The organism is Ruegeria sp. C10 (genome assembly GCF_056537805.1).
This window is the reverse complement of sequence record NZ_JBQFSC010000002.1, coordinates 838,836-854,463: the sequence shown is the minus strand read 5'-3', so window position 1 is coordinate 854,463 and position 15,628 is coordinate 838,836. Positions and strand designations below refer to the sequence as shown.

The 15,628-nt window shown below is 57.0% G+C and carries 13 protein-coding genes; 4 read left to right on the top strand and 9 right to left on the bottom strand.

The features are described 5' to 3' along the window. The first annotated feature begins 13 nt into the window (after positions 1-13). The 3 genes from ACR0DE_RS12640 to rpiB all read left to right on the top strand — a co-directional run bounded on the left by ACR0DE_RS12640 (position 14) and on the right by rpiB (position 2,311). Positions 14-1,216, top strand: coding sequence for a multidrug effflux MFS transporter (locus ACR0DE_RS12640; RefSeq protein WP_170405251.1), 1,203 nt, complete (start codon positions 14-16; stop codon positions 1,214-1,216). Between the two features lie 104 nt (positions 1,217-1,320). Then, entirely contained in the window at positions 1,321-1,743 is a 423-nt protein-coding gene (ndk, locus tag ACR0DE_RS12635) for a nucleoside-diphosphate kinase (protein ID WP_008757405.1), read from the top strand. 118 nt (positions 1,744-1,861) lie between these two features. Next, positions 1,862-2,311: a ribose 5-phosphate isomerase B gene (rpiB, locus tag ACR0DE_RS12630; protein ID WP_480753476.1), complete on the top strand. Its 450-nt coding sequence runs from the start codon at positions 1,862-1,864 to the stop codon at positions 2,309-2,311. On the opposite strand, the gene ACR0DE_RS12625 is transcribed toward rpiB, so the two are convergent. Continuing rightward, on the bottom strand, positions 2,308-2,655 hold the full coding sequence (locus ACR0DE_RS12625; RefSeq protein WP_170563089.1) for a TfoX/Sxy family protein: 348 nt from the start codon (positions 2,653-2,655) through the stop codon (positions 2,308-2,310). The genes rpiB and ACR0DE_RS12625 overlap by 4 nt on opposite strands. 92 nt (positions 2,656-2,747) lie before the next feature. Between ACR0DE_RS12625 and ACR0DE_RS12620 the strand changes: the two genes are divergently transcribed. Further along, positions 2,748-3,971: a cytochrome P450 gene (locus tag ACR0DE_RS12620; RefSeq protein ID WP_480753474.1), complete on the top strand. Its 1,224-nt coding sequence runs from the start codon at positions 2,748-2,750 to the stop codon at positions 3,969-3,971. Positions 3,972-4,006: 35 nt separating this feature from the next. On the opposite strand, the gene ACR0DE_RS12615 is transcribed toward ACR0DE_RS12620, so the two are convergent. The 8 genes from ACR0DE_RS12615 to ACR0DE_RS12580 form a co-directional block, all read right to left on the bottom strand. Beyond that, positions 4,007-5,413 carry a sensor histidine kinase gene (locus ACR0DE_RS12615; RefSeq protein WP_480753471.1) on the bottom strand — a complete coding sequence of 469 codons (1,407 nt, stop codon included), beginning with the start codon at positions 5,411-5,413 and terminating at the stop codon, positions 4,007-4,009. Further along, positions 5,370-6,050 carry a response regulator transcription factor gene (locus tag ACR0DE_RS12610; RefSeq protein ID WP_170393316.1) on the bottom strand — a complete coding sequence of 227 codons (681 nt, stop codon included), beginning with the start codon at positions 6,048-6,050 and terminating at the stop codon, positions 5,370-5,372. Before ACR0DE_RS12610 ends, ACR0DE_RS12615 begins: the two co-directional genes overlap by 44 nt. A 163-nt stretch (positions 6,051-6,213) precedes the next feature. Then, the gene (locus ACR0DE_RS12605; RefSeq protein ID WP_480753469.1) at positions 6,214-7,650 is read right to left on the bottom strand and encodes a DegQ family serine endoprotease; all 1,437 of its coding nucleotides are present in this window, start codon (positions 7,648-7,650) and stop codon (positions 6,214-6,216) included. A gap of 746 nt (positions 7,651-8,396) precedes the next feature. After that, positions 8,397-9,011, bottom strand: coding sequence for a nucleotidyltransferase family protein (locus ACR0DE_RS12600; RefSeq protein ID WP_480753467.1), 615 nt, complete (start codon positions 9,009-9,011; stop codon positions 8,397-8,399). Positions 9,012-9,042: 31 nt separating this feature from the next. Continuing rightward, positions 9,043-11,460 carry a GcvT family protein gene (locus ACR0DE_RS12595; protein WP_480753464.1) on the bottom strand — a complete coding sequence of 806 codons (2,418 nt, stop codon included), beginning with the start codon at positions 11,458-11,460 and terminating at the stop codon, positions 9,043-9,045. Between the two features lie 105 nt (positions 11,461-11,565). Then, positions 11,566-12,873 carry an HlyC/CorC family transporter gene (locus tag ACR0DE_RS12590; RefSeq protein WP_170393312.1) on the bottom strand — a complete coding sequence of 436 codons (1,308 nt, stop codon included), beginning with the start codon at positions 12,871-12,873 and terminating at the stop codon, positions 11,566-11,568. A 63-nt stretch (positions 12,874-12,936) separates the two neighbouring features. Then, positions 12,937-13,893 carry a site-specific tyrosine recombinase XerD gene (locus tag ACR0DE_RS12585; protein WP_480753461.1) on the bottom strand — a complete coding sequence of 319 codons (957 nt, stop codon included), beginning with the start codon at positions 13,891-13,893 and terminating at the stop codon, positions 12,937-12,939. A 2-nt stretch (positions 13,894-13,895) separates the two neighbouring features. Continuing rightward, positions 13,896-15,422 carry a hypothetical protein gene (locus tag ACR0DE_RS12580; RefSeq protein ID WP_480704622.1) on the bottom strand — a complete coding sequence of 509 codons (1,527 nt, stop codon included), beginning with the start codon at positions 15,420-15,422 and terminating at the stop codon, positions 13,896-13,898. Positions 15,423-15,628: the final 206 nt, after the last annotated feature.

Here is a 15,628-nt window from a genome sequence, read left to right as displayed (position 1 = left end):
AATTGGTTTCGCTATGCGTGCGGCTCAATCTCCTCCGACCCTGATAACGCTGATCTTTGCAACGGCGCTCTCGGTTCTGACACTGAACATGTTCCTGCCGTCGCTGGCGCATATGAGCGAAGATTTCGGCGTGGATTATGGCCTGATGAACGTGGCCGTCGCAGGGTACCTATTTGTCTCGGCGGTCTTGCAGTTGATCGTCGGGCCGCTGTCGGATCGCTACGGGCGAAGACCTGTCTTGTTGATCGCGATGGTCATATTTGTCGCCGCTTCAATTGGATGCGTCTTAGCCGAGTCAATCTGGGTTTTCCTTTCGTTTCGGATGATTCAGGCGGCGGTGGTGGCCGGGCCGGTGCTGTCGAGTGCTTCGATCCGCGACCGATATCCACCAAACGAGGCCGCCAGCAAGCTGGGCTATGTCGCAATGGCCATGGCACTGGCACCGATGCTTGGGCCAATGCTAGGTGGCGCGCTGGATATGCTTTTTGGTTGGCGGGCCGGGTTCGTGCTGTATTCGCTGCTTGGGGCAGGGGTGCTGTTGCTGCTTTGGGCTGACATGGGTGAAACCAACACCAACCGCTCGTCGACTTTCGCGGCGCAGATGCGGGAATACCCGCATTTGTTCCGCGCGCGTAGGTTCTGGGGTTACGCCTTATGCGCCGCGTTCTCCATCGGCGGTTTTTTTAGTTTTATCACCGGCGCGCCATTGGTCGCCGCAGCCTGGTTCGACCTGAGCCCAGCAATGCTGGGTCTGGGCATCGGTATCATCACGGGCGGGTTTATGGTCGGCAACTTTGTCACCGGGCGCATCGCAAAGCGCACCCAGCTGACGACAATGATCTTGTTCGGTCGGGTAGTGGCGTCGGTTGGGCCATTTTGCGGGCTGCTGCTGTTCATCGGCAATATGGGCTCGGTCTGGGTGTTTTTTGGATCCGCCATCTGCGTTGGTTTCGGAAATGGTTTGACCAATGCAAATGCCTCGGCCGGGGTGATGTCGGTACGTCCGAAACTAGCCGGCAGCGCGGCTGGATTATCAGGCGCTTTGATCGTGGCGCTGGGGGCGGTCTTGACCATGATGACCGGGACGTTCGTAAGCCCCGAAAACGGGCCTTATCTGGTGCTGAGCATGATGTGCGGCAGCAGCTTTGCGGGTCTTTTGGCAGTGCTATATGTCCGCCGGTTGGATCGTACCGACCCGCTGCCTGAGGCGATCTGAGCGATAAACGATCATAACGCTTTTCATGAGACAAATACCATGTTAGGCGGCGCGCGATGGATTTCGGCGCGGGTGTCGCGCCCTTAAGTCAAGGAGAGGCCAATATGGCACTGGAACGCACATTCTCGATCATCAAACCCGATGCAACCCGCCGCAACCTGACTGGCAAGATCAACGCCAAGTTCGAAGAAGCTGGCCTACGCATCGTCGCGCAAAAGCGCATTCACATGACCAAAGCTCAAGCTGGCAAGTTCTATGACGTGCACGCCGAGCGTCCGTTCTATGACGAACTGTGCGAATTCATGTCGTCGGCCCCCGTTGTTGTTCAGGTTCTCGAAGGCGAAGGCGCCATTGCAAAGAACCGCGAAGTCATGGGCGCAACCAACCCTGCAGACGCAGCACCTGGCACCATCCGCGCCGAGTTCGCTGAATCGGTCGGTGAAAACTCGGTCCACGGTTCGGACGCACCGGAAACTGCCGCGGTTGAGATCGCCTACTTCTTCTCGGGCATCGAACTGGTCGGCTAATCGGCCGTCAGATCACAGCTTTAGGCCGTACCCCATATCGGGTGCGGCCTTTCTTATGAGGGCAGGGCTCAAGAGTGTTTGTCCGCATTGCTTTAGTCGACAGGAGCGAAATGCCGTCATGAGCACAAACAAACGCATTGTTCTTTCCAGTGATCACGCTGCAATCGACCTCAGGCAGGCTATCTCTGCTTACGTTGAAGCCGAAGGTTGGGAGGCCGTAGATATCGGCCCGACCACATCGGAAAGCACTCATTATCCCGAACACGGAGCTGCCGCAGCGCGCCTTGTGGCTTCGGGTGATTGTCGCTTTGGTATCATCTTGTGTGGCACCGGTCAGGGTATCATGATGGCGGCGAACAAAATCAACGGCGTCAGATGTGGCGTTTGCAGTGATGTCTTTTCGGCCCAGATGATCCGTCAGCACAATGACGCAAACATGCTCTCGCTGGGGGCGCGGATTATCGATGAAAAGCAAGCACTGGAAATCACGGCTGCTTTCCTGACATCCGAATTCGAAGGTGGTCGCCACGCAATGCGGGTCGATATGATCGGGGCGCTCGAAGCCTAGTCTGCCGCCAAATCCTTGGCCGATATACGCACGCCCAAAGCATCAAGATCGGCAATCATCTGATGCTTTGGTGCTATGCTGACTCCGGCCTTGATCGCATCGAACCGTTCGCGCAAGGCCTTCTTTTCCTCGCCCTTGCAGTCATTCCAGGGGCGACCTTGCAAGCCCATGACCAATACATAATAGCCGATGAAATGAGGGCGCGTTCCGGCCTGCAATAGGCGCGAATAAGCCTCGTCTGCTCCCAACGCGCGCAACTCCTGAGCTGTCATAATGCCCGCTCGTGCGCAGGCTTGTTCGAATGCCGGGCCAAGATTGCGGATGGAGGAGATCGGATCAGACATGCCTTGTCTTATCCCGCCCGAAGCGGCCTGTCACCCGCTCAAGGTTGTTTGCGGCTTCCCTTTCCGCTACCCAAGCATTGGAGGGGTCAAGAATGAACGATCTAAGCCTAGAGAATGTCGCGCAAAATCTGGACCTGATGAACCCGCCCGAGGGGTTTGTCGACGACCCGTTCCCCTTTTACGATGCACTGCTTGAGCATGCGCCAGTATTGCGACAGCCGGACGGTTCCGTGTTGTTGTCACGCCATGCGGATCTGGATGCCATTTATCGCAACACGACGCTTTATTCCTCGGATAAGGAGGCGGCGTTTGGCCCTAAATTCGGTGTTGGCTCGCCGTTATTCGAACATCATACAACTTCATTGGTGTTCTCCGACCCGCCTTTGCACACGCGTGTGCGCAAGATCATGACCTCAGCCCTGACGCCCCGGGCAATCGCGCGGATGGAGCCGGGTCTGATCGAAACCGTTGATACGCTGCTGGATGATATGGCGGGCAGGGGGCAGGTTGACCTGATCGCGGATTTTGCTTCGACCATTCCGATCCAGATCATCGGCAATCTGCTGGATGTACCGATGAACGAACGCGCGCCTCTGCGCGATTGGTCGTTGGCCATCCTTGGTGCTTTGGAACCCGCTTTGACAGAAGCTCAGCTGGAAAAGGGCCACACTGCTGTTCGCGAATTCAAAACCTATCTTCAGGATCTTGTTGCCCGTCGTCGCGCAAATCCGGGAGATCCGGAAACAGATGTTCTGACACGTCTGATCCGAGGCGAAGGCGCGGACGAGATGCTGAGCGAGATTGAGCTTCTGCAAAACTGTATCTTTATCCTGAATGCGGGTCACGAAACGACCACCAATCTGATCGGCAATGGGCTGGCGCTGCTTCATGACTATCCAGAACAACGCCAAAGACTACTGGAAGATAGCGAATTGATTGTCCCGGCGGTTGAAGAGGTCTTGCGCTTTCGGTCACCCAACCAATTTGGCAACCGGGAAACCACGGAGGACGTTGAAATCCGAGGACATCAGATCGCCAAAGGAACGAACCTGCATCTCTGTATCGGGGCAGCGAACCGTGATCCCGAGGTGTTCGCCGACCCGACCCGATTTGACATCACACGCAAGCCGAACAGGCACCTGGCCTTCGCGGGCGGGCCGCATGTCTGCGTTGGCCTGACTTTGGCGCGCCTTGAAGGTCGTGTTGCACTGGATCGATTGCTGAAGCGATTTCCCGATTACCAGATTCAAGGAAATCGGGTGCAGGGTGGTCGCATTCGGTTTAACGGATACGCGTCGTTGCCTGCAGTTATGTAATTAGATCAACGCTCTAGTAGATGTTTTTTATGCAATTACGAATTGCGTGACAACTTCAGGGTTGTCTCAAGCCCTGGTTTACGATTGCGCGCCAGAAATGTGCCGCCGTGCATATGTGAAATTGCCGCCACAAGCGCCAGTCCAAGGCCGGCATTCCGCCCGGTCCTTGCAGGATCAAGCGTGACAAACGGCATCTGCAATCGGGGCAGATCGCTTTCTGGTACGCCAGGGCCCCGGTCGCGAACGCTGAGTAACGCATAGTCGCCGTCGTCTCGAATTTCGATGGTGATCGCTGTGCCGGGCGGGGCGTAGCGCATGGCGTTTTCAAGAAGGTTCGACAGTGCTTGAGACAGCAGAGGGCGATGGCCTTGGATTGGGTCCGCGTTTCCAACGACCTCAAGTCGGATGTTCTGATCAGACGCGACAGGTTCGTATAACTCAACCACGTCACCGACCAGTTGCAAAAGCTTTACCGGTTCAAATTGTTCGCGGCCCAGACCGGCCTCGGCGCGCGAAATCTCGGTCAGTTGGCTGAGAACGCGCAGCAGGTGATCAATCTCGCCGGTCGCGCGCGCCATGTCGATCTCGCGATCTTGATCGCTTTTGCCGGGCTCAGCCAGGGATTCGACCCGTTGCCGCAGCCGCGACAAGGGAGAGCGCAGGTCATGAGCAATCGAATTGGAGGTTGTGCGCAGGTTGCTGATCAGTTCTTCAATACGATCCAGCATGTTGTTCAACGTGCCCGCGACCTGATCGAATTCATCGCCCGTGCCACGTAGAGGCATGCGCAGAGCTAAATCGCCGGAAACGATATTGTCGGCTGTATTGGCGATGTCTTTCAGTCGTGAAAACACCAGCCGGGTCAGCAGCCAGCCGGTCAACAAACTCAGCGCCAATGCAGTGGCAAGTGCCAGTGCAACAGACCGGAACAGAACCCGGTCGAATTGCTGTCTGGCCAATGAATCACGCCCGACAAGCAGCCTCTCACCACCCGGCAGCCGGACCGAAGCGGCAGAGATCGGGACAGATTGATCCGTATCTTCTTTGCGAAGCTGAAGATCGACCCAGCCGCTGCCCGGAGTTATCCCTTCCGGCCAATGCGTCAGGTTGCCCGCCAGTTTCGTGCCTTGCCGACCTGTCAGCAGGTACAAGGCATCCCGCTCGGCCGCTGTCGGCAAACGGCGGTCGATGGCAGAGATCAACCCGATCATGCCACGCCGTTCATATTCATCTGCCAGGCCCGTAAGCTCGGCCTGAACGACCGAACGCGTCTCGCCTGAAATCGTGCGATTGGCCGTAAAATACACCATCGTCAGAACGGTCGCCGTCAGCAAAGTGCTAAGCACCATGCTGGCCAGAACCAAGCGAGTACGAGAGTTTTTCAGCGACAGGCGCAGGTTATCCATCCGAAACCATGTATCCGGCGCCTCGGACTGTTTCAATCACCGGGTCGGCTCCGTCTTCATCAAGCTGGCGGCGCAGTTTCGAAATATGGACGTCGACCACGTTGGTGTTCGGGTCAAAGTGGTAATCCCACACACCTTCAAGCAACATCGTGCGCGAGACGACGCGGTTTTTTCGGCGCAGAAAGAACTCCAGAATTTGAAATTCGCGCGGGGTCAGGGTGATTTCACGACCGTTGCGCGTGACCTTGCGAGTCAACAGATCCATTTCGAGATCGCGGCAGGCAAGGGTCGGCGTTTCTTCGGCTTCTTGCGGTCGACGCAACAGGGCTTCGATCCGGGCATGAAGTTCCTGGAATGAAAATGGTTTGACCAGATAATCGTCTGCGCCCGCGCGGAGGCCTTTGACTCGCTCGTCCACTGCACTCATGGCGGTTAACATCAGAACAGGTGTTTTCAACCCAGCCGCACGCATTGACTTAATCAGTGATAACCCGTCCAGCCCGGGAAGCATTCGGTCCAGTACGACCGCATCAAATCCGCCGTCAGTTGCGTGGTACAGGCCTTCGCGGCCATCTGATGCGACTTCGACAACATAGCCTTCTTCACCAAATCCCTTGGCAATGAAGTCCCGTGTGTCTTGGTCATCTTCAACGATCAACAAGCGTCTGCTCATGGTCAGGGCTCCTTCCCAATGGGATTTAAACACACATACTCTTTGAAAAAAACATGCCGGGTGCAAAGGTGCACCCGGCTGTTCCGGCGGCACGTGGACAATCCGTGCCTGCCAGAATAAGCGCTCCAGATTTCCCCATCATGTGGCGCGCTTAGGTGTAGGGTTAGGCGATTTCGACCGCGACGAAGATCTGGTTGCCACCGCGATTGATCAAAACCAGAGCTGGATCCGTCTTTTCGTTCTCCAGCGCTTCTTTCAAAGCGTCTGGCGTAACGGTATCCAGATTGCCCAGTCGAACGATCACATCACCACGCTGCAATCCGGCCTTGGCCGCAGGGCTTTCGGGCTCCAGATCGGTGACAACAACACCATCGATGTTCTCGGCCACGCCAATCTCGGCGCGGGCGGTTTCGGTCAGCGGTGCCACGGTTACGCCCAGCGACGTACCTTCGAACTTGTCTTCAACCACGCTATCGGTCGCCGCCGAGGCTGACTGATGCTGACCGATTGTCAGTTCGATCTGTTCTTCTTTGCCATTTCGAAGAACAGTCAGCGTGCTATCAGTACCTACCTTGGTCGTGCCAACCAGGATCGGAAGATCGCTACTGGAATCAACGGCTTCGTCATTGAAGGTCAGGATCACGTCACCTTGCTGCAGTACGCCATCGGCCGGGCTGTCAGGTACAACATCCGATACCAGTGCACCTGTTGCCGTATCGATACCCATCGCAGCAGCCAGTTCGGGGCTGACATTCTGGATCGACACTCCCAACCAACCGCGGCTGACCTCGCCGTCATCGCGCAGATCAGCCGTGATGTGATCTACAATATTCGAAGTCACCGCAAAGCCGAGCCCGACTGAGCCGCCGCTGGGCGAATAGATCGCCGAGTTCACACCGATCACCTCACCATCCATGTTGAATAGCGGACCACCCGAGTTGCCTTTGTTGATAGCAGCGTCGGTCTGGATGAATTCGGCGTAGGGACCTTCCGAAATATTGCGCCCCTTCGCGGAAACAATACCGGTCGTAACAGTTGCATTCAGGCCAAACGGGTTGCCGATGGCGACGACGTCTTCGCCCACGCGAATGACATCGCTGTCACCCATTTGAACGGCTTGCAGGTTTTCTCCTGCGTCGATTTTAAGCACGGCGATGTCCGTAAGCGGATCTGTACCAACGATTTCAGCTTCGAATGTGCGGTTATCGCTCAGACGTACGGTCACTTCGCTAGCGTTATCGACAACGTGGTGGTTGGTGACGATGTATCCTGCCTTATCCAGCACAAAGCCTGATCCCAAACCCTGGCTGGGGCCTCGCTGCGGCATGTCAAATCCTTCAGGACCGCCGAACCGCTTAAAGAACTCGCCAAAGGGATGGTTTTCGAGGTCGAACTCTTGACCTTGTGTGGGGCGTGGTTTGGCATCTTGCTTGGCGGTGATCGTGACCACCGAAGGCGAGACGGTTTCGACCAGATCGGCCAGAGCCTCGTCTGCCATTGCGGGCAGGGCGGTGGTGGCCATCATGGCCGCGCCCAGTGCGGTAGCTCCCATCCAGCTGGATGTGCGTGGAATAAGCAGTGAGGATTTACGGATGCTCATTTTGACTCCTGTCTATTTCGGCGGTTGATCCCGCGCATTGAGACAGGAGATGCACTGGCAACCTTGGGATATCCTGAGAGAAATATTAAGAAACCTTAATTTCGCCACGTTTCGCCGCTTTAATGACTCCGTTCAAGGTGCTCGGGTAGCAAGAATCAGCTTGGGTGCTATGTGGCGAATCGGTGGATTGTTGCCGATAAAGTCAATAATTTCGAAAAAGCATTGAATTGATTCATTTTTGTTAACAAAGAAACGACGCTTTTGCGGTCTCAAAAGTACTTCTCCTAAAAGTTGCGTGAGATGGAGTGTTCAAATTTCGAACACGCCCGTCGATGCCTTTGAAATAGGTAAGTTAGCCGTATTCTAAGTGCGCAACTGACGGAAACTTCTGGAAAAAGTATAAGTCGATGCAACCATTGGTAGAATTCAGAGTGTTGCATTGTTGCTCAAAAGCCAGTGCGCCTGCGCTGAAATTTACCATTTCATCCAATTTTACATTGTTTGAACGCATCGGATCAGCGACATTGGAGTTGCCCAAGTGAGGGGGGCCTTAGGCACTAGGGGGTGTCAAAGGCGCATCTCAGTCTCCATAGCGCTGAGCGGCATGTTAACGAGGGGGTCTTGTTTAGGTTCAGCAGCACAACGTCGGGTAGCCTGATTGGCGATCTGACCGCGCTTTAGAGATTGGTGAAAGTGGTAGTCCTGTTTTTGGGCATGCGACCCGGTCATTATTGACCGGGTCGCGTTTATTTGAGGGGCTGCTTTTGCGGTCGGCCTGCACTCCAACGGGTCCAATCGGCGGGTGTATCCAAATCAAGCAGCGCATTCTGGGCGGGCAGGCGATGCAGATGAACCTTGCCCTTGTAGCGTTGCACGACAATCTGCGCGCCGCTGTCACCGTTCAGTTCCGAAAGCTCTGAAAATAGAGAACGATCAAACACGACAGGATGGCCGGGAGCGCCTTCGTCAGTAGCCCCACGCCATATCAGACTGTCAGGGTGGGTTTTGACTGATCGGAGAACACTGTTCAGGTCTTGGGTTGTGAGGTCCGGAAGGTCCGATAACAGGATCATGACCGCAGGTGCATTTGCTGGAACGGAGGCCATTGCGCCTCTCAAACTGGCATTCATGCCTTCTTGCGCATTTGGGATTTCGACCAGTTGAACATCGAGGCCCTGTAGCACCGTATATCGGGGATGTGGGGCCGGGGGCAGGGCGATGATAACGTGACCTGCGGCAAGCGCCCGCTGAGCCACTCGGCGCAGAAGCGGCACGCCTTCAATCGGTTGCATTAACTTATCAGCACCACCCATGCGGCTGGATTGCCCGGCAGCGAGCAGGATGATGGGAATCTGGGTCATTTCGCAAGCATGCCGTCGGTGGATTAATAAGTCATCCCCGCATTCTTGCGCCATCGGGATCGAAAAATGGGGTCGTGATGACACGCGCTTTGCGCATCTGACCTAGAATTTCAATTTCAACCGCACGTCCCTCGGTGGCCTGTTCAGTCGGGAGGAACCCCATGGCAATCGACTTGCCCGCAAAGTGCGAATACCCACCAGATGTACAGAAGCCGACAACAACGCTGTCTAACCAGATCGGTTCGTACGCGTTTACATCTGCATCTGCCGCGTCGACCTCAAACGCAACCAAACGGCGATCGACACCGGATGCGCGGTCGGCCTCGGCCGCTGCTCGGCCTATGAAATCACTGTTCTTGGAGAATGAGATAAACCGATCCAACCCGGTTTCTGCCGCTGTATAGTCCGGTGAAAACTCCCGCATCCACGAGCCAAAGAACTTGTCCAGACGCAGACTCATCATTGCGCGCATGCCAAACGGGGTCATGCCGTGGGCTTGACCCGCTTGCCACAGGCTCCACCAAAGTTGCCGTTGGGCCATTGGGTCGCAATAAATCTCATAACCCAGATCGCCCGTATAGCTGACACGCTGAACGATGCAGTCGGTCATGCCAATTGTCATCTCGCGCACGTCTAGAAACCTGAGCGAGTTGACTGCTTCTCGGGTGCAGGCCGACAAAACCTCGGTGGCCTTGGGGCCTGCGATCTGAAACCCATTCAACCGGTCGCTGATGTTCTCGATGCCCACGCCATGGTCCTGGTTTTGCAGGAACCAGCGCATATGAAATGCCTGACTGCCGTATGAGGCGGTCAGGTGAAAAAGGTCGTCGCCCAAGCAGGAGACGGTGAAATCCCCGATCAGCTTACCTTTATGCGACAACATTGGCGTCAGTGAAACGCGGCCTGGTTTGGGTATGCGGCCCGCCATGATGCGATCCAGCCATGCACGAGCACCGGCACCGGTAATACGGTATTTTCCGAAATTGTGGACTTCGTTGATCCCAACACCTCCACGCACGGCACGAACTTCGCGGCCGGTGGCCTCAAAGGCGTTGGAACGGCGGAACGAGGGTGTCTCGAAATCCGGTTCGTCGCCTTGGGCAAAGTAGTTTGGTACTTCCAGCCCGTATTGCTGCCCCCAAACGGCACCGAGATCGCTGAAGATGTCGTACATTGGTGTTGTTCGGTTGGGACGCGCTGCAGGCAGTTCCTCGTTCGGATAAGCGACGCTGAACCGCTTCTGATAGTTCTCGATCACCTTGGGGCGCGTATAGCCCGGGCTGATCCAATCGCCAAACCGCGCCACATCCATGGCAAACACATCGCGTTCGGGTTCGCCTTCGATCATCCATTGAGCAAGGGTCAAGCCAACACCACCGCCTTGGCTGAAACCGGCCATGACACCGCAGGCTGACCAGTAGTTCCGCACGCCAGGCACCGGACCGACCAGAGGGTTGCCATCCGGGGCAAAGGTAAACGGCCCATGGATGACGGATTTGACACCCGCCTCAGCGAGAACAGGGAAGCGTTTGTAGGCGAATTCGATGCTATCGGTGATCTTGTCGAAGTCATCGGGCAGCAATTCATGGCCAAACTCCCACGGGGTGCCGTCGACCGCCCAAGGCTTGCAGGGCTGTTCGTAGAAGCCGATGCACAGTCCACGCCCTTCCTGCCGCAGATAGCTTTCGCCAGCGGGGTCCATCACATGCGGGTGCTCGCCACCTGCGTCGATGATGGCCTCGATCTCGGGTATGTTATCGGTGACCAGATATTGATGCTCCATCGGATGCAACGGGAAATAGATCCCGGCCATCGCACCGACCTCGCGCGCCCACAATCCGCCCGCATTGACGATATGTTCGGCGTGAATTGTACCCTTGTCGGTCACCACGTCCCAAGTTCCGTCCGGGCGCTGGTTCGTCTCGCGCACCATGCAATGTGTTTCGATCGTAGCCCCGCCCATACGCGCGGCCTTGGCGTATGCGTGTGTTGTACCCGACGGATCAAGATGCCCGTCCAGCGGATCATACAGCGCACCAAGGATGCCATCGGTGTTGGTGATCGGAGCAATTTTTTTGATCTCCTCAGGCCCGACGATCTCGGTCTCAAGACCCATGAATCGGTGCTTGGCGCGTTCGGCGAGCAACATGTCGAACCGGTCTTGATTGTCGGCCAGCGTGACGCCGCCGACGTGGTGCAGTCCACACGACATGCCCGTGATCTCTTCCAGCTCTTTGTACAGCCGGATGGTATAGCCCTGCAGGGCGGCCATGTTTGTGTCACCGTTCAGGGTGTGAAACCCGCCCGCCGCATGCCAGGTCGAACCGCTGGTTAGCTCAGACCGTTCCAGCAGCATCACATCCGACCAACCGAGCTTGGTCAGGTGATAGAGGACCGAGCATCCGACAACGCCGCCTCCGATAACTGCGACACGGGTGGTGGTTTTCACGATGTTTCTCCCTCGGCTTTTGGCCGAGCCTGCCGAGGGCTCTGGCGTATTACTGTTCCGTTCGCGACACCGCGCGTCGTTTGCTGAATACGCGCGCTGTAGGGCTTAGAGAGGACGGACCTTGAGGGCCGTGATCCTGTTGCCTTCGCGGGCCGTGACCTCAAACCGGAAACCGTGGAACGAGAATACTTGGCCCACAATGGGGATCATCTGAGCCTCGTGGATCACCAACCCGGCCAGCGTGTTGGCTTCTTCATCCGGCAGCGACCAGTCAAGCGCGCGGTTTGCGTCGCGGATGGTCATCGCGCCTTCGACCAGATACTGGCCGTCGTCAGATCGGGTAACGGGGACATCTTCGTCGATGTCGAACTCGTCTGCGATCTCGCCCACGATCTCTTCCAGAATATCTTCCAGCGTGATCAGCCCGCGCAGCGATCCATATTCGTCAACAACAAGCGCGAAATGGCTGTGCATGCGAAGAAACTCACGCATTTGGTCGTCCAGAGTGGTGGTTTCGGGCACGAAATAAGGATCGTTGGCAACCTTCGCGATGTCGAAATTCTTAAGCCGCTCTGGATCACCATCGGCGCCACCTACCTGCGCATACATTGCGCGGAACAAGTCTTTGGCGTGCACGACACCCACGATGTTTTCCTGTTCTTCACGGAACACAGGCAGGCGGGTGTGTGGGCTTTCCAGACACTGTTTCAGGATCGCCTCGGGTTCGTCATCCGCATCGATCATCTCAATATTCGAGCGGTGAAGCATGATCTCTTCCACCGCGCGGTCGCCAAGATCGAGCGCGCCCAGAATACGGTCGCGATCTTCTTTTTCGACCACACCTTCGGAATGGCCCAGTTGCAATGCGCCAGCGATTTCTTCACGGACCGCAAGGATGTTGCTATCGGGGTCGATCTGTACGCCGAACAGGCGCAATACACCGCGCACCAGCAGTCGGACGGCAGCCACCACCGGCGAGAACACCGTTACGACGACGCTGATAACGGGTGCCACCAAGGCGGCGGCTTTTTCGGCGTTGGTAATCGCGTAGGTCTTGGGCAGCACCTCGGCAAAGATCAGCACCAGAAGGGTCATCACGAGCGTCGCCAGCGCCACACCGCTTTCGCCGAACAGGCGAGTAAACAGGGCGGTTGCCAACGAAGCGGCAAGGATGTTGACAAGGTTGTTGCCGAGAAGGACCGAGCCGATCAGACGTTCGTTATCATCGGTGATTTCCAGCGCTTTTTTCGCCCCGCGCGAGCCTTTGTCGGCCTGCGCTCTCAGCTTGCCACGCGATGATGCGGTCAGCGCAGTTTCGGAGCCCGAGAAAAAGCCCGATAGGACAAGGAGAAGAAGAATGGATCCTGTCGTGATCCAGAATGCGCCATCAAGCAGAGAAGGAGTGGGTTCCATTGGTCCTAGGTTGTTCGTGTTGCTGCATTCGTTATGGGGGTGCGGGCCCGGCCAATCAAGGGGTTAGCCCTGATCTGTGGTGTCGTCTTTGGCCAGCGGGTGGTGTTCCAACACCAGTTCCGACAGGCGCTCATCCAGAACATGCGTATAGATCTCGGTTGTCGCCACATCGGCATGGCCCAACAGTGTCTGAATCGATCGCAGATCCGCGCCATTGGCCAGCAGGTGCGTCGCAAACGCATGGCGCAGCGTGTGAGGTGTGACTTTTTCAGGCGAAACACCGCCTTCGATCGCCAATTCCTTGACCAGCAGAAAGAAGCGATGCCGCGTCAGGTGCCCGGACTTCCCGCGCGACGGGAACAGGAAACGCGACGCTTGTCCTCCCTTGGAAACGGCTTTTTCCTCGGCCGCATCGCGGGCTTGCAGCCAGTCTGCCAACGCCTCGCGGGCAGGGGGGGACAGCGGAACCATCCGCTCTTTCCCGCCTTTGCCTAGGACCAGCAGCATGCGGGGATCACCTCTGGCTGAACTGACCGGCAGCGACACCAGTTCTGTCACCCGCATCCCCGTCGCATAGAGCAGTTCCATCAGGCACGTGTTGCGAATTTTGTCTGCGTCGGAACGACCCGTGCGCCGCGCTGCTGCAAGCAGGCGGTCAACTTCGGGCACGTCCAGTGTCTTAGGCAATTGCTTGGGGCGCCCTGGTCCCTTGATCTGGATGGCCGGGTTGCTTTCGCGCCAGCCTTCTTCGAAAGCAAATCGATACAATTGTTTGATCGCCGACAACCGCCGTGCCCTTGTCGAGCGCGACAGGCCCTGCGCATCGCAATCGATCAGGTAACCTTCGATCCGATCGCGATCCGCTTCGGAAAAGCCCGATTTCCGAAGCGTCAACCAATCAGAGAAATCTTTCAGATCCCGGCCATAGGCGAGCAGGGTGTTGGTGGCGGCGCCAAGCTCAGCAGCTTGCGCTTCGAGGAAGGTGGAAATCCACAGCTCCTGAGACGCGGGCGCGGTCATGCTCAAGCCCCGTTCAAGATCATCAACTGCAACGCGGCCCGACGTGCGGTGTCTTCAAGACCCACGCGGCGGAACGCAGCGATTGCAGCGGTCAGGTCGACCAGATTGCCGCGCGCGCCATGGGCGAACAATTGCATCGTTTCCAGAATGGCTTCGCCCAATTGATCGTTGCTCAGAAGCCCGTCGATATCCGAAGGGATGGGCGCGGACCAGGCAAAGCCCTGCGAAATGGCATCCGCCAGAGGGGTTGGTGACGGTGCGCGCTGCGGATCGCCCTGTGCCAGGGCGGCCAGAAACATGTTGGTCTCTGAACTATCAGGCACGTTTTGCGCCGCGTCTTCATAAAGCTCGGACAACAGCAGAATACGCCACCTCAGATTCTCGGCAGCCGGACCAGACAGTTTGATTGCAGCCAGGCGCGGGGCAAAGAGTTCGGCAAACGGAACTTCAAGCCCGACTGACTTCATCTGGGCCCAAACCTCAATTAAAGTCTTGGAAACCGCATCGGGATTTCCGGTTCCCAATGCGGTTTCGAACCGTTGGATGGCAGCCACGCGATCCCACACGGCGCCCGAAGCAGCCGGCGAACGTTCGGTATATAGGCCAAGTAACTGATTGGGTGTCAGCGCCCCAATCCGCGTCAATCGTTCAGCAGCTTCGACCTGGGCTTTCCAGCCCGCCACATCGCGCAGATCGGCATTGGCGAACGCCCGTGGCAGTGAAGCCGTGGGCAAACGTTCACCGATGGCCTCGAACAGACGGAACGTAAGCGGATTCGGGTCGTCGGGCTGAGGAAGATACTCAGCCCCTTCGAACAATTCCGGGCTGAGAAAGCGATCGAGCAACGCAAGCTGGTCCTCGGGCAGCACCTGCAGCGCATGAGCGGCTTCGAGCGTCAGCGCGGCTGAGGCCCAATCTCCACGACGGGCCTTGCAGAATATTTGCGCTGCGTAATCCCGAGACAAATTCGGCTGCGCGATCAGCGCCGTACAACTCCGGTCTTCGTCACCCGTCAGCAAAGTTGCATCGAACCAGCGTTTGAAACGAGCTTGCGTATCGGTCGGACCAGCCAGCTGAACCAGAGATTGTACCGGATCGGATGCGCCCAATTGCATAAGGCGGTCCAGTCGCGCCATCAGCAATTTGTCTTCTGCCTGTCCTCCGCTCGGGGGACGTGCCTCGGAAAGGAGCAGGGTGAACAGCAGCCGTTGCATAGCGGGGTTGGACTTGACCCGCACCTGCGCGATCAGTTCCGCCAGACGATCCGCATCGCTGTTCTGCCACAAGTTGACTGGCAGACCCGTGACGGAAGAGGCCACCAAACCCAACGGAGGCGACAGCGCCTCAAGCGGGGTGACCTGCACGTCCGGCTGTAACCCTGTCTGGGTGACAGGTGGCTCTAATAGCACTGTGCCCGGCAGATTCTCAGGCGGGTCGGTCAGCCAGTCGATGATCGACAAGGGCTCCGTCGATTGTGCCTGCGCAGTTCCGGCCAGAAAAAGCGCCAGAAGAGTGGTTCTAGTCGGCATTCAAGATGACCGGTTCGCGGACTTCACTTTGAGGAGCGGAAAAGTCCGCACCAAAAAACGGCCCGACATAGGCATACCCAACCAGCCCGATGAAACACAGGCAGATGAGGTAAATCAGGAACTTGATTAAACGGCCCATGGGTGAACGCTGCCTCAATTTTTGCTTTTGCCCAAGTTATAACTAGCATTTTTCTTAAGATCACGTC